The sequence below is a fragment of the Arsukibacterium indicum genome (assembly GCF_019100565.1).
GTDB classification, from domain to species: Bacteria; Pseudomonadota; Gammaproteobacteria; order Enterobacterales; family Alteromonadaceae; genus Alishewanella; species Alishewanella indicum.
The window spans coordinates 619,377-638,998 of sequence record NZ_JAHRID010000001.1; the positions used below are offsets into that span (position 1 = coordinate 619,377).

The 19,622-nt window shown below is 47.6% G+C and carries 17 protein-coding genes; 6 read left to right on the top strand and 11 right to left on the bottom strand.

Annotated features, from left to right (window positions below; translation table 11 throughout):
- The 3 genes from pspC to pspA are packed head-to-tail and all read right to left on the bottom strand — an operon-like array spanning position 1 to position 1,346.
- Complete coding sequence (gene pspC, locus KQY15_RS02995; RefSeq protein WP_217667052.1) at positions 1-414, bottom strand: envelope stress response membrane protein PspC; 414 nt, start codon at positions 412-414, stop codon at positions 1-3.
- The gene (gene pspB, locus KQY15_RS03000) at positions 407-643 is read right to left on the bottom strand and encodes an envelope stress response membrane protein PspB (protein WP_214000201.1); all 237 of its coding nucleotides are present in this window, start codon (positions 641-643) and stop codon (positions 407-409) included. Before pspB ends, pspC begins: the two co-directional genes overlap by 8 nt.
- Before the next feature lie 25 nt (positions 644-668).
- Positions 669-1,346: a phage shock protein PspA gene (gene pspA / locus KQY15_RS03005; protein WP_217667053.1), complete on the bottom strand. Its 678-nt coding sequence runs from the start codon at positions 1,344-1,346 to the stop codon at positions 669-671.
- 182 nt (positions 1,347-1,528) lie between these two features.
- On the opposite strand from pspA, the gene pspF reads away from it, so the two are divergent.
- From pspF to KQY15_RS03035, 6 genes are read left to right on the top strand one after another with little or no spacing between them, the layout of a single operon-like run.
- Positions 1,529-2,623 (top strand): phage shock protein operon transcriptional activator, encoded by a 1,095-nt coding sequence (pspF, locus tag KQY15_RS03010; protein ID WP_217667054.1) that lies wholly within the window; start codon positions 1,529-1,531, stop codon positions 2,621-2,623.
- On the top strand, positions 2,620-4,254 hold the full coding sequence (locus KQY15_RS03015; protein WP_217667055.1) for an ABC transporter substrate-binding protein: 1,635 nt from the start codon (positions 2,620-2,622) through the stop codon (positions 4,252-4,254). The genes pspF and KQY15_RS03015 overlap by 4 nt, the downstream gene beginning before the upstream one ends.
- Positions 4,251-5,267 carry an ABC transporter permease gene (locus KQY15_RS03020; protein WP_217667056.1) on the top strand — a complete coding sequence of 339 codons (1,017 nt, stop codon included), beginning with the start codon at positions 4,251-4,253 and terminating at the stop codon, positions 5,265-5,267. The genes KQY15_RS03015 and KQY15_RS03020 overlap by 4 nt, the downstream gene beginning before the upstream one ends.
- Before the next feature lies 1 nt (position 5,268).
- Positions 5,269-6,162 (top strand): ABC transporter permease subunit, encoded by an 894-nt coding sequence (locus KQY15_RS03025; RefSeq protein WP_217667058.1) that lies wholly within the window; start codon positions 5,269-5,271, stop codon positions 6,160-6,162.
- Positions 6,163-7,158 (top strand): peptide ABC transporter ATP-binding protein, encoded by a 996-nt coding sequence (locus tag KQY15_RS03030; RefSeq protein WP_217667060.1) that lies wholly within the window; start codon positions 6,163-6,165, stop codon positions 7,156-7,158.
- Positions 7,155-7,922 (top strand): ATP-binding cassette domain-containing protein, encoded by a 768-nt coding sequence (locus KQY15_RS03035; RefSeq protein WP_217667062.1) that lies wholly within the window; start codon positions 7,155-7,157, stop codon positions 7,920-7,922. The genes KQY15_RS03030 and KQY15_RS03035 overlap by 4 nt, the downstream gene beginning before the upstream one ends.
- Before the next feature lie 72 nt (positions 7,923-7,994).
- Here the strand turns inward: KQY15_RS03035 and KQY15_RS03040 are convergent, their stop codons facing one another.
- The 8 genes from KQY15_RS03040 to proB all read right to left on the bottom strand — a co-directional run bounded on the left by KQY15_RS03040 (position 7,995) and on the right by proB (position 19,072).
- The gene (locus KQY15_RS03040; RefSeq protein ID WP_217667064.1) at positions 7,995-9,899 is read right to left on the bottom strand and encodes a SurA N-terminal domain-containing protein; all 1,905 of its coding nucleotides are present in this window, start codon (positions 9,897-9,899) and stop codon (positions 7,995-7,997) included.
- Between the two features lie 142 nt (positions 9,900-10,041).
- Positions 10,042-10,314, bottom strand: a complete 273-nt coding sequence (gene hupB / locus KQY15_RS03045) for a nucleoid-associated protein HU-beta (protein ID WP_019674802.1) — start codon at positions 10,312-10,314, stop codon at positions 10,042-10,044.
- Positions 10,315-10,524: 210 nt separating this feature from the next.
- A complete protein-coding gene (gene lon, locus KQY15_RS03050; RefSeq protein WP_217667066.1) occupies positions 10,525-12,921 on the bottom strand; it encodes an endopeptidase La in 2,397 nt (798 codons plus the stop codon).
- A 112-nt stretch (positions 12,922-13,033) separates the two neighbouring features.
- Positions 13,034-14,314 (bottom strand): ATP-dependent protease ATP-binding subunit ClpX, encoded by a 1,281-nt coding sequence (clpX, locus tag KQY15_RS03055; protein ID WP_217667068.1) that lies wholly within the window; start codon positions 14,312-14,314, stop codon positions 13,034-13,036.
- A 55-nt stretch (positions 14,315-14,369) separates the two neighbouring features.
- On the bottom strand, positions 14,370-14,975 hold the full coding sequence (gene clpP / locus KQY15_RS03060) for an ATP-dependent Clp endopeptidase proteolytic subunit ClpP (RefSeq protein ID WP_217667659.1): 606 nt from the start codon (positions 14,973-14,975) through the stop codon (positions 14,370-14,372).
- A 121-nt stretch (positions 14,976-15,096) separates the two neighbouring features.
- The gene (gene tig, locus KQY15_RS03065) at positions 15,097-16,410 is read right to left on the bottom strand and encodes a trigger factor (RefSeq protein ID WP_254795395.1); all 1,314 of its coding nucleotides are present in this window, start codon (positions 16,408-16,410) and stop codon (positions 15,097-15,099) included.
- 290 nt (positions 16,411-16,700) lie between these two features.
- Positions 16,701-17,954 carry a glutamate-5-semialdehyde dehydrogenase gene (locus tag KQY15_RS03070; protein WP_217667070.1) on the bottom strand — a complete coding sequence of 418 codons (1,254 nt, stop codon included), beginning with the start codon at positions 17,952-17,954 and terminating at the stop codon, positions 16,701-16,703.
- On the bottom strand, positions 17,951-19,072 hold the full coding sequence (gene proB / locus KQY15_RS03075; protein ID WP_217667071.1) for a glutamate 5-kinase: 1,122 nt from the start codon (positions 19,070-19,072) through the stop codon (positions 17,951-17,953). The genes KQY15_RS03070 and proB overlap by 4 nt, the downstream gene beginning before the upstream one ends.
- Positions 19,073-19,622 lie beyond the last annotated feature (550 nt).

Here is a 19,622-nt window from a genome sequence, read left to right on the forward strand (position 1 = left end):
TTATAGGTTGTTAAATTCCCGGTTTAACTGGAACCGGTTCGAGGTAACGTGCCGTTCCATATCCTGCAAACGTAACTCCAGACTATTATAGCGGTTTGCCAAATGCTGTAATGCTTGTTTAGGTGGCTCACCACGCTGCCAGACCCGGGTTTTAACTTCAACCCCGGGCTCTTCAGCCCGTGCCGTGCTGCCCAGCGGGCGCTTAGCAGCAACGACTGACTTTTTTTCAAGCACTACCCAAGCGGCAATGTACAACACGACGACAAAGCCACCTGCCCCGAGAAAGAATGCGGATACAGTAATGATTCGCACTAACCAGAGTTCCCAGCCAAAATAGTCAGCTACCCCGGCACAGACACCGGCTAGCTTGCCATTGGCATCATCGCGCAGTAATTCGCGTTTTGGCTTAGTCATGCTGGTTTCTCCACTGCGGGCTTTCTGCATCTAAAATCGCTTCAAGAGTATGAATGCGCTCGGCCATTTTTTCTGCCCGGGCTGCCAGGTTGTTTAACTGCTGTAATTCAACATCCGTTAAACCCTGCTGCATTTTACTTTTACTGCGGTAATGCATAATTACCCATAAGGGTGCCACAAAGATCATAAACAGGATCAGTGGCACAAAAATTAACTCATGAATATCCATTTAGCTGCTCCTGCAACGCCTGAAATCAGGCGTCTCCTTTACTGGATTTTTTAGTCACTTTGGCTTTTAACTCAGCCAGTTCGTTATCGATTTTATCCTGAGCCGCCAGTTCTGCAAACTCGTCTTTCAGGGTTTTCTTGCCTAAATCATAAGACTCAACCTGCGCTTCCAGCGAATCAATTTTCTGCTCATAACGCTCGAACTTATACATTGCATCGTTAATCCGGTTGCTATCCAGTGACTTCTTCACTTCCAGCCGGTTTTCAACTGTGGTGCGACGCATCAGCATTGATTTCTGACGGGCCTTGGCATCGGCCAGCTTTTCCTGCAGTTGTGATACTTCATCCTGTAACTTACTGATGTGCTCATCCAGTACAGCAATATCACGAAGCAGTGCTTCTGCCTGCTCGGCAGCTTTCTGTTTTTCAATCAATGCTGCGCGCGCCAGATCATCGCGCTCTTTGCTCAGTGCCAGCTCTGCTTTAGCCTGCCAGTCATCAGATTCGTTCTGCAATCTGCTGACAACCCGCTGTAAATCCTTTTTCTCGGCAATGGTTTTAGCCGATGACGAACGTACCTCTACCAAAGTATCTTCCATTTCCTGAATAATCAGCCGAACCATTTTTTCCGGATCTTCAGCTTTATCCAGCAACGAATTGATGTTTGAGTTCACAATATCTGAAAAGCGTGAAAAAATACCCATCTTAGTTACCTCTGTCTGTTGATGTTATTACGCTATTGCTTATTCAGGTTTCTTGCCAACTTTTAAAATTACCGCAACATACTAATTTTAAAAAACTTTATTTATTTTAAACAAAAGCTTTAGCTGTCGCCACTTATGAAATACACTACTTATTAGCCAAATTAACTACTTAGTAGCTGCCAATGAACAGAAAATACCAACAAGACAACCTGATTGGCCAGGCCAACAGTTTTCTGAATGTGCTGGATCAGGTGTCGCAACTGGCGCCACTCGACAAGCCGGTATTAATTATCGGCGAGCGTGGCACCGGTAAAGAGCTTATCGCCGCCCGTCTGCACTTCTTATCGCAACGTTGGGACCAACAGTATCTTACGCTCAACTGCGCTGCCCTGAATGAAAACCTGCTGGAAAGTGAATTGTTCGGCCATGAAGCAGGTGCCTTTACCGGCGCGGGTAAAAGGCATGAAGGCCGGTTTGAGCGGGCAAACGGTGGAACCTTGTTTCTGGACGAGCTGGCCAACACGCCGGCGCTGGTGCAGGAAAAGCTGTTGCGGGTTATTGAATATGGCGAGTTTGAACGGGTTGGCGGCAGCCGGCCAGTGCGGGTAGACGTGCGTTTAGTTTGCGCTACCAACGAAGACTTGCCGACAATGGCTGACAACGGTGAGTTTCGGGCCGACTTGCTTGACCGGCTGGCGTTTGACGTTATTACCCTACCGCCGATGCGCGAGCGTCGGGAAGATATTCTGTTGCTGGCAGAACATTTTGCAATGAATATGGCCCGCGAACTGGGCTTTGAGCTGTTCAGTGGTTTTAGTGAAAAAGCCAAAAATGCTTTGCTGGAGTATCATTGGCCGGGCAACGTCCGTGAATTGAAAAATGTGGTTGAACGCAGCGTTTATCGTACCAATAACCCATACGTTCCCGTTCATAATATTCAGCTGAACCCGTTCGAGTCAGCATACAGGCCAACCCAGCGTATTAAAGCGCGCTCAGCGACGGCTACCAAAGAGTCTGAATCACAACAGCCCGCCGCGGCGCCATTGGCAAACAATAACCCGGTAGCCACGGCTGCCAGCGCCAATAACAGCTTCGATTTCAGTAATGGTGTCGACTTTAAAACCCTGTCGCAGGATTTTGAAGTCAAGTTGATTAAAGATGCACTTAGTGCCAGTCAGTATAACCAGAAAAAAACCGCAGAATTGTTAAACCTGACCTATCATCAGTTACGTGGTTATATGAAAAAGTATCAGTTGCTGGAAAGTCAGCAGGGATGAATTTGCCTACTCATATTTTACTGTATCCGAAGCATTTTTTTATCGTGCTTACCATTCTGCTGGCTAGCGGTTGTCAGCCGCAGTTGCCGGAAGCCGCGCGCAGTGGTCTGGTGTACTGCTCTGAAGGCTCGCCTGAAAGTTTTAATCCGCAACTGGTCACCTCAGGCACAACTATCGACATTGTAAGCCAACAGCTCTACGACCGGCTGGTCGATATTAATCCTGATAACGGCGATATTATTCCGGGCCTTGCCAGCAACTGGCAGGTTAGCGCAGACGGCACCCGTTATCAGTTTACCCTTCGTGATGATGTCAGTTTCCACACCACCCGCTATTTCTCGCCAAGCCGGTACTTTAATGCAACAGATGTTGTGTTTACCTTTAACCGGATCACCGACCCGTTGCATCCGTTTCACATGGAAGGTGGTGGCGTTTACCCTTATTTTCAGAGTGTCGACTGGGCAAGCCTGGTAAAGCGGGTACAGGCAATCGATGAACGTACCGTGGTGTTTGAATTACAACGTCCCGACAGCTCATTTTTGTCAAACCTGACGACCGATTTTGCGGCCATCCTGTCAGCAGAGTATGGCCAGACACTGATGGCTGAGGGTAAAACAGCCCAGATTGATCGATTACCTATTGGTACAGGCCCGTTTCGGTTTCGTGAGTATCAGAAAGATATTCTGGTCAGATTGTACCGCAACGACGTCTATTGGCGTGGTGATACCAAACCCGGGCAACTGGTTTTTGACATTGTTCCTAATAATGCCAGGCGCATGGCAAAATTATTCACCCACGAATGCGATATCGTCTCCTATCCCAGGGTTGCAGAATTAGAGCTTATCGCTGCCAGACCTGATGTCACAGTTCAGGAAAGCACCAGCTTGAATGTCGGTTTCTGGGCATTTAATACTCAGAAACCACCTTTTGACCAATTAGCCGTACGTCAGGCGCTGGCGATGGCCATTAACAGAGCGGCCATTCTGCAAGCCGTGTATTACGGTCAGGCGACTCCGGCCTACGGTATCTTACCCCCGACATCCTGGGCTTATAATGACGGTCTGCCCGCGCCAGTGTATTCTCCCGCTAAAGCGAAGGCATTGCTGACTGAAGCAGGTTATCCGAACGGGTTTACCATGGATATCTGGGCAATGCCGGTGCAGCGCTTATATAATCCAAACGCTCTGAAAATGGCCGAGTTAATGCAAGCTGACCTCGCTCAGATTGGTGTGAAGGCCAATATAATTTCTTATGAGTGGAACAGTTTCCGGCAGAAACTGGGTAATTTTGAACATGACTCGGTGCTTATTGGCTGGGCAGCAGATAACCCCGACCCGGATAATTTTTTTCGCCCTCTGTTAAGTTGTGCCGCCAGAGACAGTGGCAGCAACCGGGCAAACTGGTGCGACCCATTATTTGATGACATTATCAGCCAGGCGTTGTTAACGGCCAATCAGCAGCAGCGCCGTGCATTGTACTTAACAGCCCAGCAGTATTTACATCAGCAGCAACCGCTGGTGGCCATCGCTCACTCTCAGCGTTTTCAGGCAATCAGCAGCTCTGTCAGTGGGGTAAACATTAACCCCTACGGTGGCATTTCTCTGCAACATGCAACAAGGGTTGAACCATGACCCGCTACTTATTCCGCCGTTTGTTTCTGATGGCCTTTGTTCTGCTGGCGTTGAGCATCCTTGCCTTTAGCCTTGGCTACCTGTTTCCTGGTGATGTGGTACAAAACCTCAGTGGCTTAAGACAAATTGATGAAAACCAGCGACAGCAACTAATTGGCTATTATCATCTGGACCAGAATATTCTGCAGCAATACATGGCTTTTTTAAGCAGAATTGCTCAAGGTGACTGGGGGCTATCTTTCGCCAGTCAGCAACCTTTGCTCCAGGAGATTAAGCTACTGCTCCCTGCTACGCTGGAACTGGCCTCTTATGCGTTATTGCTGTCTTTCATAGTTGGCATTCCACTGGGTATTGTGGCGGCGTTTAAGCCCGATAGTTTAGTTGGCAAGTCAATATCTGCCATAGCGATGGTGGGCTACTCATTACCGATCTTCTGGTGGGGTTTATTGCTTATTATGTTTTTCTCTCTGGCCTTAGGATGGTTACCATCTGCGGGCAGGATTGGCGTATTGTATGAAATCCCTCATAGCAGCGGTTTTATGCTGTATGACATTCTGCAAGCGAACATTAACTATCGCCGTGAGGCCCTTTACAATGCCATGCTGCATTTGCTTTTGCCAACCATTGTCCTGGCAACCTTTCCAACCACAGTGATGGTAAGGTTTGTCCGTGATGCGATGCTCAATGTCTGGGAGCAAAACTACATTAAAACTGCCAGAGCAAAAGGCTTAAACCGCGGACAAGTGCTTTATCGTCATGGCCTGCGTAATGCACTGCTGCCAGTAATAAGGCAGATTGGATTGCAGTTCAGCACCCTGATCACCCTGGCGATGCTGACAGAAGTTATTTTTTCCTGGCCGGGTATTGGTCGCTGGCTGATAGACAGCATCTATCAGCGCAACTATCCGGCAATTCAGGCCGGGTTGTTAGTCATTTCAACCATGGTTATTACCGTAAACATGCTGACAGAAATTTTGCATGCTTTTTTTAACCCGTTGGCCAGGCGGGGTTAGTATGAGCAAATTCCGGCTATACCTTGAAGAAAACAACCGTTCACCGGTTAAACAACTCTGGCGAGAATTTAAACGGCAACATTCAGCAATGACCGGTTTAGTGCTGTTCGTTTCATTCTTTGTCATCAGCCTGCTGGCACCATTTTTCACGCCACATGATCCCTATTTACAAGTCGACGATTTGTTATTGCTACCACCATCCTGGAACGCTGCGGGTTTAGTGCAATATCCGTTCGGTACCGATGATCTGGGTCGGGATTTACTGTCCAGAATGATTAAAGGCACCAGCTACACCTTTGGCTTTGCGCTTATTACGGTAGCTGGCGCTTTGCTTATGGGGCTGGTGCTTGGCGCGTTGGCCGGTATGAGTAAAGGGGTAAAATCCAGCGTCTTTAATCATATTCTTGATCTTGCGCTAACCATTCCATCGTTACTGCTGGCAATTATTATTGTCGCAATCATTGGCCCGGGTTTATTGAATACCACCTGGGCTATTATGCTGGCACTATTGCCACAATTTGTGCACGGCATTCGCAACGCTATTGATGAAGAATTGAAACAAGATTACGTAATTGCATATCGTTTAGATGGAGCGAACAACTGGCACGTTTTAACCAGACTTATTTTGCCCAATATATGGGAAAAACTAACTATTATGGCAACAATGGCAATTTCTACTGCCATTTTAGATATCGCGGCGTTGGGCTTTCTCGGCTTCGGTGCCCAGGCACCGTTATCTGAGTGGGGGGCAATGATCAGCGACTCGCTCGACTTGATCTATCTGGCACCCAGCAGCGTCGCCATTCCGGGCTTGCTTATTTTAACTGCCGTGTTATCCGTTAACCTGGTTGGCGACGGATTAAAAACCGCAATTTTGAAAAGGCGGCAAAATTAAATGTTATTGCTCGATATCAAAAACCTGACGATTGAACTGGAAACTGCTGATGGACTTGTCAGAGCGGTTGACAGAGTGAGTCTCAGTTTGCGTGAAGGTGAAACCCGGGGGTTGGTTGGCGAATCAGGATCTGGAAAAAGCCTGATAGCTAAAGCTATAGTCGGTGTGCTAAATCGTCGCTGGCAGGTCACGGCTGACCGCTTTCACTGGCTCGGGCAGGATTTACTGCGTTTGTCTCCAGAGCAACGCCGGCAAATTATTGGCCGCGATATCGCGATGATCTATCAGGAACCCAGCCGCAGTCTCGACCCTACCGCAGTAATTGGCGAGCAGCTGGAGGAAGCCATTCCAGATCATCTTCTAAACGGTCCCTGGTGGCGCCGCAGTAAACTGCGCCGTAAAAAAGCGGTGGGCTTACTGCATAAAGTCGGGGTACGTGATCATCAACGGGTATTACAAAGTTATCCGTATCAATTGTCTGAAGGCATTTGCCAAAAAGTAATGATAGCAATGGCCATTGCCAAAAACCCGAAACTGCTGATTGCTGATGAGCCAACCACTGCTTTGGAAAGCACCACTCAGGCTCAGCTTTTTCGCCTGCTTGCCAGCTTTAACCAGCTCAAGGGGATGGCCGTATTGCTAATCAGCCATGAATTGGAAAGCGTCGCACGGTATACCCAAAAACTGAGTGTTTTATATTGCGGCCAGTTAGTGGAAGCCGGCGAAACCAATCATGTGCTGCATACACCATTACATCCCTATACCGACGCCCTGATTAAAAGCGTGCCGGAGTTTCAGCCTGACTTAGCACCGAAAACGCCACTTTATGCCTTACCCGGCAGTATTCCGACCTTACAGCACGTGCCAATTGGTTGCCGGCTGGGTCCGCGCTGTCCTAATGCCAGAAAAGAATGCGTGAAAACTCCTGCTCTGGAGCGTCAGCAAAACCACTATTTCAGCTGTCACTTTCCACTAACAACTAAGGGTAACCAATGAGTGACTTACTCGAAGTTCAGGCGCTCAGTAAAGGCTATAAAAAACAACGGGGCTGGTTTAGTCAGCAGCATATTACAGCGCTTGATAACATTAGTTTTACCCTGGCTGAGGGCAAAACACTCGCCATTGTCGGGGAAACCGGCTCAGGAAAAAGCACGCTGGCGAAACTGCTTGTGGGCATTGAGAAACCAGACAGCGGTCAGATTTTGCTTGCCGGACAGCCGGTCGAAATCAGTCACTATAGAAAATACAATCATGTTATCCGTTTTATTTTTCAGGATGCGGGACGCTCGCTAAATCCGTCGCAAAAAGTTGGCCAGATGCTGGAGGACGTATTGAGCTTCAGCACGGTACTTGATCAGCAGCAACGTCGCTATAAAATCGCTCAGACATTAAAGCTGCTTGGCTTACTTGATGAACATGCTGAGTATTATCCTCATATGTTTTCTGGTGGGCAGCTGCAACGTGTAGCGTTGGCGCGGGCACTTATTCTCGACCCTAAGTTACTTATTCTTGATGAAGCATTAACCGCACTTGATCCAACTTTACGGGCGCAAATTGTCAATTTACTGCTGGAGCTACAGCAAAACTCGGGGCTAGCCTATTTATTAATCAGCAATCAGTTGCGGCTGGTTCGGCACATCAGTGACAGCATTCTGGTCCTGCATCAGGGCCAGGCCGTCGACTACGGCAGCACTACAGAGGTGTTTGCTGCGCCAGCTCACGATTACACCAAAAAGCTTATAAACAGCTCTGGTGGTTAACAGAACCGTGCTGTAGCCAAAAAAAACCGTGCACTGGGCACGGTTTTTTATTTCCTTAAACCTACTTCAAGCTTAGTTTTGTTCCTGAGCCGTGGCCCGCAGGTTACGGCTTATTTCCGCATTAGCTTTTAATGTTGCCACCAATGCCAGATAGCCCTGCTCTGCCTGGCGCTGGGCCATTCTGTCCAGTTCCTCTTCCGCAGGCACAGCCGTTACTTCCACATCCTGTACCGCAGAAACAGAAACCACTGCAACGTCGCCGTTAGCAAGTGTCACCGAATCTATACTAGGTTGTCCAGCTACCGGTCGGGCCAATTTAAATGCTTTAGTCCGAATTTCCGGATCCAGGGTGCCACCAAAGCGTGGCGTTGCAGGCGCGGCCTGAACAGTGCTACCGGCTTGCTCAGCAAGGCTCGCCAAATCAGCTTGCTCTTGCAGCAATGCATTGACTTTTTCCTGTGCCAGTTTGGCTTGTTGCTCAACTTTTATTGATTCTGTAATTTGCGCACGAACTTCTTCCAGTGGCAAGGTACGGGCAGGCTGGAACTCTTTTACCCTTACCACCACCAGATGCTGATTACCCACTTCTATAGGGTCACTATTTAAACCATCTGCAACAAATTGCTGGTCAAATAATTTACTGGTGACCGCCGGAAAGTCTAATGGTGCAGTCGCCTGCTCTTTGCTGAAAAGTGGCGTAGAACGCACGCGCTGCCCCAGCACAGCCGCTGTCTCCTCCAGATTATCAGGCACTTCAAACGCCACTTCAGCCATCCGGGTTTGCAGCTGATAGAACTGCTCTGTTGCCTGCTCCTGCTTTAAACGCTCAGCGATATCATCGCGCACTTCGGCTAACGGTTGCTGCTGGCTTGGCGTTAAACTAACCAATTTAATAATATGATATCCATATTCACTTTTTACCACGTCGGTTAATTGTCCAGCTTCAGTCAGGGCAAACGCAGCTTGTTCAAAATCAGGATCCATCTGCCCCGGTTCCAGACTTTCCAGTACACCGCCGTTTTCAGCTGAAAACGTATCATCAGAATGTTCTTTCGCCAGCTGTGCAAAATCTGCCCCTTGCTGCAACTGACTTAAAAGAGACGCAGCTTCAGCCGCTATCGCCTCATCAGTACCATCAGACTCCAGCATAATATGCGCGACTTCGCGCTGCTCAGCAGTGCTGTACCGCGACTGATTTGCTTCATAATAGGTCTGAATTTGTTGGTCGGTTACCTCAATATCGTCAGCCAGTGCCGCAGCAGACAGCTCTACATACTCAGCCGCCACTTTAGGTTCAGTTTCAAAGCGCTGCAATTGCATCTGATAATAGTCTTCAATCATCTGCTCGCTTATTGATACCTGATCAGCAAAGCTTTCCGCTTTAACAACGAAATAACTGATATCCCGGCTTTGTTGCTCAAGCTGGCGAATTTGCTGCATTTCCGACGGCAAATAGAATTCACTGGCAAACACCCCGGCCCTGAACTGACTGGCGGCCATGTCTTCCCGCACCATTTCGCGAAAATCAGCACTTTGATAGCCCATTTGCCGTAATAATGCGATATAGCGATCATTGTTAAAGGTACCGTCAACCTGGAATTCGCCCAGGCTTCTGATAGTGTCACGAACTTGATCATCACCGACCCGGATCCCCAGCTTACGCACAAACTGCTGTTGTAACGTCTCATCAATAAGCCGCTCCAGCACTTCAGAGCGGAACCGGCTGTTATAAGCAGGGTCTGCTGCTATGGTGTCATACATTTCACCAAACTGCTGTTGCATCCGCGCCCTGTCTCGCTGCAGCGCTTGTTCAAACTGAGTTTGATTAATTTCTTCACCATTGACTACTGCCACCGCAACGTCGGTTGGCGAGCTTAAGTAACTACCTACACCTGCCAGGGCAAAAGTAAGAATAACCAAACCTAAAATAGTTTTGGCTACAACCCCCTGGGAGCCTTCTCTGATTCTCTCTAACATCTTCGCGATATCTCTATATTCAACTTAACGGTAAGTTGTCTTAAAAAAAAAGCGCATCTTAACAGATGCGCCTTTTTTAATGAAGCCCGGTAACTTACCCGTGCTTTACAGGCTGCCCCGGCGCGCCGGGGCAAGCAACCAGTTAGTTTACGGCGTCTTTTAACGCTTTACCTGGCTTGAAAGAAGGAATTTTCGCAGAAGCGATTTGAATAGTAGCACCGGTTTGCGGGTTACGGCCAGTACGGGCAGCACGCTCACGTACGCTGTAAGTACCGAAACCAACCAGAGCTACAGAGTCGCCTTCTTTAAGAGCATCAGTAACAGCGTCAATGAACGCGTCCAGTGCACGACCAGCTGCCGCTTTTGAGATATCTGCATTAGCAGCAATTTTGTCGATAAGTTGAGACTTGTTCACAATATCATCCCCTTCAATTGTTATTATTTTCTACAACCAGCAGTTATTAGCTTTTATAGACTGCGCTTCGTTATAACAAGCATCTTGTTGTCTTGCAAGCGGAAGACGCTTTCAAACTAATAAATTTTCGCTTTAACCACAGCCCTTGTTCTACAAGGGCTCGGTCGAAACTGACCATAACTTAGCACAGCCAACGGGAATGAAAAGCCCCTAAGCCGGATTTTTTATGGTTTTTTTGCTTTTTGCTGCATTTTTTGCCGTATTTACCACACTGACGCGGTCTGTAGGCTCCTGCAACGCAAATTCAAGCACATCTTCAATCCATTTAACTGGCTTAATTTCTATGTCACCTTTAACGTTGTCCGGTATTTCTTTCAGATCCCGAATGTTGTCGTGAGGTATTAATACCCGTTTAATACCTCCCCGGTGCGCTGCCAGTAACTTCTCTTTTAAGCCGCCAATCGGCAATACTTCACCACGCAAGGTAATTTCACCGGTCATGGCCACATCGGCCCGCACCGGGTTACCCGTTAAACTCGATACCAATGCAGTCACCATGGCTATACCAGCACTGGGACCATCCTTTGGTGTGGCGCCTTCAGGTACGTGGACATGAATATCCCGTTTCTCATAAAAATCTTCACTAATCCTCAGTACCTCAGCCCGGCTGCGCACCACTGTCATCGCGGCCTGGATAGATTCTTTCATTACATCACCCAGAGAGCCTGTATACGTCAGCTTGCCTTTCCCTACCACTGACGCGGCTTCTATAGTCAGTAAATCACCACCTACTTCAGTCCAGGCCAGGCCGGTAACCTGACCAATCCGGTTACTGTCTTCAGCTTTACCGTAATCGTGACGCTGCACACCTAAATAATTTTCCAGATTCTCAGCATTGATGACCACTTTCCTGGTCTCTGAATTTAACAGGATCTCCTTTACCGCTTTGCGGCAAAGTTTTGAAATCTCACGCTCTAAGCTCCGTACGCCAGCCTCGCGGGTGTAATAACGGATAATGCCGATAATGGCACTGTCTTCAATGCTTAATTCATTAGGCTTTAAACCATTACGACTGATTTGCTTGGCAATCAGGTGTTGTCTGGCAATGTTCAGCTTCTCATCTTCGGTATAGCCCGATAAGCGAATGACCTCCATCCGGTCAAGCAGCGCTGCCGGGATGTTCAAACTATTTGAGGTGGCGAAAAACATTACATCAGATAAGTCGTAATCAACTTCCAGATAATGATCACTGAAAGTAGCATTTTGCTCAGGATCAAGCACCTCCAGCAATGCAGCAGCCGGATCTCCCCGGAAATCAGATGCCATCTTATCAATTTCGTCCAGCAGGAATAGCGGATTACGCACGCCAACCTTGGCCATTTTCTGGATAATTTTTCCTGGCATCGAACCGATGTAAGTACGACGATGACCGCGAATTTCCGCTTCGTCCCGCACCCCACCAAGCGCCATCCGAACATACTTGCGCCCGGTTGCTTTAGCAACAGATTGACCAAGCGATGTCTTACCGACACCTGGAGGCCCAACCAGGCACAAAATCGGGCCTTTTAATTTATTAACCCGCTGTTGTACTGCCAAATACTCAATAATCCGCTCTTTGACCTTTTCCAGGCCATAATGATCAGCGTTTAACACTTGTTCAGCAGCCGCAAGGTTTTTCTTTACCTTACTGCGCGCTTTCCATGGCACCGTCGACAACCAGTCAATGTAGCTGCGCACCACTGTTGCTTCTGCTGACATCGGCGACATCATTTTCAGTTTCTGTAACTCAGCTTTTGCTTTGTTTGCCACTTCAACGGGCATTTTCGCATTTTCAATTTTAGCTGCTAACGCTTCAAATTCGTCAGGCGCATCCTCCAGGTCGCCCAGTTCACGCTGAATCGCTTTCATTTGCTCATTCAGGTAATACTCGCGCTGGCTTTTTTCCATTTGCTTTTTGACCCGGCTACGAATTCGACGCTCTACCTGCAAAATGTCAATTTCACTTTCCATCATTGCCATCAGGTATTCAAGACGTTCGGTTACATCGACCAGCTCCAGCACCTTCTGCTTATCTTCTACCTTGAGTGGCATATGAGCAGCCATGGTATCGGCCAGCCTTGCTGCATCATCAATGCCGCTTAACGCTGTAAGTACTTCAGGAGGGATTTTTTTGTTAAGCTTGATGTAGCCTTCAAACTGGTTGATTGCAGAGCGCAAGAATACTTCTTGCTCGCTACTGTCAATATCAATCGAAGGGATCAGCTCTACGTGAGCAGCAAACGCATCTTCGGTTTCTGTAAATTCTGCCAGTCTGGCGCGTTTTGCGCCTTCCACCAGCACTTTGACGGTACCGTCAGGTAATTTCAGTAACTGCAAAATGGTCGCTACGGTACCAATCTGGTAAAGATCGTCAGCACTGGGATCATCCAGAGACGCATCTTTCTGGGCCACCAGAAAAATCTGCTTATCATTGTCCATCGCCGCGTCTAAACACTTAATAGATTTAGCCCGACCAACAAACAGGGGGATCACCATGTGTGGGTAAACGACGACGTCACGCAATGCCAATACCGGCATATGCAAACGTTCAGTTTGTTCTACTGTCATTGATTATCTCTCGAATTAATACTGCGGGCGACTCTTAATAGCAAGTATATGGGGTTAAATCGGCAAACTTCAATTGTGAAAATAAAAAAGGAGCTGAATCAGCTCCCTTTTCTTAGTGTGACTGCGCCACTTCCGGCTCGCTGTTTTCATATATTAATATGGGCTGAGTCTCGCCGCGGATCACTGTTTCATCAATAACCACTTTGCTGACATCATCCATTGAAGGCAATTCATACATCGTATCGAGCAATACACCTTCAACGATAGACCGTAAACCGCGAGCGCCGGTTTTCCGTTCCATTGCTTTCTGACCAATGGCTTTTAACGCATCATCCCGGAACTCCAGTTCTACATTTTCCATTTTAAACAATGCTGCAAACTGTTTCACCAGCGCGTTTTTGGGCTGACTCAGTATTTGCACCAAAGCGTCTAAATCCAGTTCAGTTAGGGTAGCTACAACCGGCAGACGGCCAATAAATTCAGGGATTAAACCATACTTAACTAAGTCTTCCGGCTCAACATCCCGGAATGACTCACTCAGGCTGCGGGTGCTCTCTTTGCTTTTGACCATAGCGCCAAAACCAATGCCTGCTCCTTTAGCACTGCGTTGCTCGATAACTTTATCTAAACCGGCAAAAGCACCGCCACAGATAAACAGGATCTTGGAGGTATCAACCTGCAAAAACTCCTGTTGCGGATGCTTGCGACCGCCTTGTGGCGGAACGGAGGCAATGGTGCCTTCAATCAGTTTTAACAGCGCCTGTTGTACCCCCTCACCTGACACATCTCTGGTAATTGAGGGGTTATCAGACTTGCGCGAAATTTTATCGATTTCGTCAATGTAAACGATACCGCGTTGCGCCTTTTCAACGTCATAATCGCACTTCTGCAGCAGCTTCTGAATGATATTCTCAACATCCTCACCGACATAGCCAGCTTCAGTAAGGGTGGTTGCATCTGCCATGGTAAACGGCACATCAAGCAGTCGGGCCAGCGTTTCAGCCAATAGGGTTTTACCACTGCCGGTAGGACCAATTAATAAAATATTACTTTTGCTAAGTTCAACTTCCTGTTTGTGCTGAGCGCTGCGCAACCGCTTATAGTGATTGTAAACTGCAACCGCTAACACTTTTTTAGCGTGCTCCTGACCAATGACATAGTCATCGAGGTGGGCCCGTATTTCCCGCGGTGTAGGCAAGGTATCAGATTCGCGTTTAGGCGAAATATCTTTAATTTCTTCGCGGATAATGTCGTTGCATAAATCAACGCATTCATCACAAATATACACTTGTGGGCCTGCGATCAACTTACGCACTTCATGCTGTGATTTGCCACAAAACGAGCAATATAATAACTTGCCGCTTTTATCGCCGTCAGTGCGGTGATCAGACATGTAACTACCTCTTATTACGTCGCTGGTGACCGCCAAAATGGTCACCTTGCTCTAATTACTTCGCTTCTCTTTTACTTAATATGGTATCTATCAGACCATAATCCAAGGCTTGTTGCGCACTTAAGAAACGATCACGCTCCGTATCATTAACGATTTCTTCGTAACTTTTACCGGTATGGTCAGCCATAAGGCGATTTAATTTCTCTTTAATGCCCAGGATTTCACGGGCGTGTATTTCAAAGTCAGTGGCCTGGCCCTGAAACCCACCTAAAGGCTGGTGAATCATTACCCGGGCGTTAGGCAAGCAGTAACGCTTACCTTTAGTGCCACCTGACAACAAAAATGCGCCCATACTGGCTGCCTGACCTACACATACCGTAGCGATATCAGGTTTAATATAGCGCATAGTGTCATAAATTGATAAGCCCGCGGTAACTGATCCGCCTGGCGAGTTGATATAAATGTAGATATCTTTTTCCGGATTTTCCGATTCAAGAAACAGTAACTGTGCCACAATCAGGTTAGCCATATGATCTTCAACCTGACCGGTTAAAAAGATCACCCGCTCTTTTAACAGCCGGGAAAAAATGTCATATGAGCGTTCTCCTTTGGCAGTTTGCTCAACAACCATAGGAACTAAAGCGTTAATGATGTCAGTCATATCGCGTGACATAGGCATAAATGGGGTCCCTTAAAATAAACTCGGTATAGTTTGCCGGAAAATAAAATGGCCCGAACTAGTGTTCGAGCCATTAAAACCGTCATACCACGATAAGTCAATCTTAGTTAGTGGCTTGCGGATTCATTATCTCGTCAAAGGCTGCAGTTTGCTCAGTTACTTTGGCTTTTGCCAGAATTAACTCAATTGCCTGCTCTTCCAATGCAACGTTCCGCATGCTCTGCATTAACTCGTTGTTGCTGTGGTAATATTGCACCACTTCAGCCGGATCTTCATAGGCAGACGCTACGTTAGCAATTAAATCTTCAACTTTGGCGTTGTCAACTTTCAGCTCGTTAGTTTTAATCACTTCACCCAGTAACAAACCGACTTTCACCCGGTCTTTAGCCTGCTCTTCAAATAACGACGCCGGTAGCTCTGGTAATTGCTTAGGATCAACGTTGTTGCCAAAGCGCTGTAGCGCTTGCTTACGTAAAACTTCAACTTCACCGCCGATCAACGATTGTGGAACTTCTACTTCGTTGTTAGCAAGTAAGCCTTTAATCACCTGCTCTTTCACTTTGCCTTTAATTGTCTGTTTCAGCTCACGCTCCATGTTTTTACGCACTTCAGTTTTCAGGGCGTCAACACTGGCTTCCGCTAAACCAAACAGGGTAGCAAACTCATCATTTAACTCAGGCAGTACCTGTTCTTCTACTTCGTTTACGGTAACCGCAAAACTGGCAGCCTTACCTTTCAGGTTTTCTGCGTGGTAATCTTCCGGGAAAGTAACGTTAACAGTCGCCTTCTGACCGGCTTTTTTACCGATAATGCCATCTTCAAAACCTGGGATCATCCGGCCTGCACCTAATTCCAGCTGGAAATCAGTTGCTTTGCCACCTTCGAACTCTTCACCGTCAATTGAACCTACAAAGTCCATTTTGACACGGTCGCCACTGGCAGCCGCACCTTTCTTCGCCTGCCATTTCGCATGTTGCTTGCGCAGTGTTTCCAGCATTTTGTTCAGATCATCTTCGCTGATGTCGACCACAGGTTTGTTAACTTCAATTTTTTCCAGATTTGCAACTTTAACTTCCGGATATACTTCGAAAGTAGCGGCAAACTCTAAATCTTTGCCAGCAGCTAAAGTGCCCGGAGCAAAAGTAGGCGCGCCGGCAGGTGTTAATTTATTTTCAATCACCGCTTCGTAAAATGAACGCTGCATCTGCTCAGAGGCAACTTCCTGCAATACGGCCTGACCGTAGCGCTTCTGAATGATTGATACCGGAGCTTTGCCCGGACGGAAACCATCAATACGCTGGCGTTTAGCCAGGTCACGTAAACGGCTCTTTACTTCTGAATCAATTTTGTCGGCCGGTACGGTAATCGTTAAACGGCGCTCTAAACCCTGGGTGGTTTCCACAGAAACTTGCATCATGCTACCTCGAAATCAAAATCAGACGTCTGTATTACGCCTTGCTTGTATGGTCTGGACTCGGTAAATCTAAGCTGAACCTGACCTGTTATAAAATTGGACGCGGCATTATAGCGGGCTAAATCCGCATAGTCGAGCCTTTCGCTACGGTTGTTTCAGCTGTTTATCTTGACAAAAAATGAAAAACAGACTTAGCCCGGTAAAGCTAAGTCTGTTCAATAGGTTAGGCAGCTATTTCATATAACAACACTCAGTATTAGCCGCAGTTAGCTTCTGATAGCTGCTGAATTACATCAGTTCCTTATCTGACCGTTACCGGTTACCACATATTTTTCGGTGGTCAACGCTTCCAACCCCATTGGACCATAGGCATGCAGCTTACTGGTAGAGATACCAATTTCGGCCCCTAACCCCAGTTCACCGCCATCTGAAAAACGTGACGAGGCATTGTGCATTACCACCGCAGTATCTACGGTGCGGATAAAACGTTCAGCATTTCCCTGATCGGCGGTACAGATCACTTCAGTATGCTGACTGCCAAACCGGTCGATATGGGCAATGGCTTCGTCCATATCCGCGACAACTTTAACCGCGATTTCCGGTGCCAGATATTCCTGACCAAACTCGTCGTCCGCAATAGCTGACGCGCCGGAAAAGAAGCTGATGCTGTCCTTACAGGCGTGAACTTTTACCTGATGCTCAGCCAGTGCTTTAGCAACCATTGGCAAAAAGTCTGCTGCCTGATGTTTATTAACCAGTAATCCCTCGAGCGCATTGCAAACACCGGGGCGCTGCACCTTGCCGTTAAGAAGTAAATTCAGCGCCATTGTTAAATCAGCCGTCTGATCAACATATAAATGACACACGCCTTTAAAATGCTGGATAACCGGGATCCGGCTATGTTCCGTTACAAAACGGATCAGCCCTTCACCGCCGCGCGGTATAACCAGATCAACAAACTGGTCTTGCTTCAGTAATGCCAGTAATAATTCACGGTCAGGATCTGGCACTATAGTGATCACTTCCTCAGGCAACTCGTGGTCACGCAATGCCTGACGCATAGCCGCAGCAATGGCCAGACTGGTATTGATAGCTTCACGGCCACAACGCAGAATAACAGCGTTACCTGATTTAAAGCACAGGGCGCCAGCATCAGCCGTGACATTAGGGCGGGCTTCGTAAATCATGCAAATTACGCCCAGCGGAATGCGGGATTTCGCAATATTAATGCCATTTGGGCGCTGCTCTATCTGCCTGGTTAAACCAACCGGGTCGGGCAGCTGAATAATCTGCTCAATTGCCTGCGCCATCGCTTCAATCCGCTCAGAATTCAGGGTAAGGCGATCAATCATCGCCGCACTGGTGCCATTACTATTGGCCTGAGCAACTTCATCTTTGTTTGCGGCAATAATCGCATCGGACGCTTCACGAATACGGTTAGCAAAACTTTGCAAAACGAAATTTTTTTGCTCTGTATTTAATACAGCAACAGCTTTGGCAGCTTTAGCTGCCTGGGCAGCCAGAGTGGCTGCAACATCAGAAATCATAGTTTCTCCAATAACATCATTTCACTACGGTGAATAACAGCATCACTACCGGCTGGGCAGTATCCCAAACACTTTGGGATGTCGCGGCTTTGTTGTCCTTTAATCGAGAACAGCTCCGTCGCACTAAACCGGCTAACGCCCTTGGCGATGCGACGTGTGCCTTTGGCACAGCGGATAATAACGGCATCACCTGAATCAAACTCACCTTTTATATTAACGATACCACTGCTCAACAACGATGCGCCATGCTGGCTCAATGCCTCAACACAACCGTCATCAACCCAGATTTCACCCTTAGCACGCAAGGTGTGACGTACCCAATGTTTTTTAGCCGGTAACGGTTTATGCTGGCCAAAGAATACTGTGCCAGGATTCTCACCCGCTAAAAGACACTCAAAAGTTTCCTGCTTGTGGCCATCAACAATCAGGGTGTCGATGCCCTGAGCCGTCGCCTTCTCCGCAGCTTCTACTTTAGTACGCATACCCCCGGTTCCGACAGCCGACGCTGCTCCGCCTGCCAGGCTGTATATTGCAGCATCAATCGTGCTGACTTCCGGGATTAAGGTGGCCATCGGATCCTTGCTTGGGTCAGCGGTATATAAGCCTTTAACATCTGAACAGATAATTAGCGCATCAGCATTAACCACTGTTGCCACCATCGCAGCCAGATTGTCGTTATCCCCTACTTTCAGCTCATCAGTAGCAATGGTATCGTTTTCGTTAACAATAGGCAGCACCTGATGATCAAGCAAACGCCTGAGCGTATTCTGAATGTTAACGTGACGCACCCGGTCACTTAAATCGCCGTGTGTCAGCAGCACCTGAGCACAGGGAAAGTTGAAACAATTGGTCCAGAAGTTCATCATCTGATTCTGACCAACAGCCGCCATTGCACGTTTTAACGCTATAGGTACCCGTTGGTGCGAAAAGTTAAAATGATGACGACCTGCAGCTACGCTACCAGAAGACACCAGAATCACTTCTCGGCCCTGTTGTCTGCATTGATGGATAAATTCAGCGATCGGACGTAAATATTGTTCGCTACATCCTTCGTTATCTGGCGCAATCAGGGCACTGCCCACCTTCAGTACGACCCGACGCCAGCTTGGGTTTATCATAGCTCCTCCGTTGTTTTGACCGGCAGTACTATACCAAAAAGGCTTACCCGGCACCACCGCTGGCACCGGCATAAGGGCCGGCAGGCGAAGAAAATAAGTATTAATATTCATTAATTTAGCATAAAACCCGCCATCAAAAACCAGCTTGCTGCTCACTTTTTAATCAGTAAAACTGTAGTAAAATTACAGTTTTAGCAGCAATCGTTTCTAATTGAAGTTGCGAAAAAGCGGATGCATAAAGCTCACCACTATAAATATCATGAATACCTGGTATAAACGAGATAGAATTAAGAAATGGATACGCTCAGGGTGACAATAACCAACCTGGCTAAGTTTTTAATGGAAGAGAAATGGTCGGTGATGCAGGATTTGAACCTGCGCCCCGTGGGATTAAGAGTACCCAAACCAAGTGCGCTATTTTAACTTAGGGGAGAATGGTCGGTGATGCAGGATTTGAACCTGCGACTCGTGGGATTAAGAGTACCCAAACCAAGTGCGCTGTTTTAACTTAGGGGGAGAATGGTCGGTGATGCAGGATTTGAACCTGCGA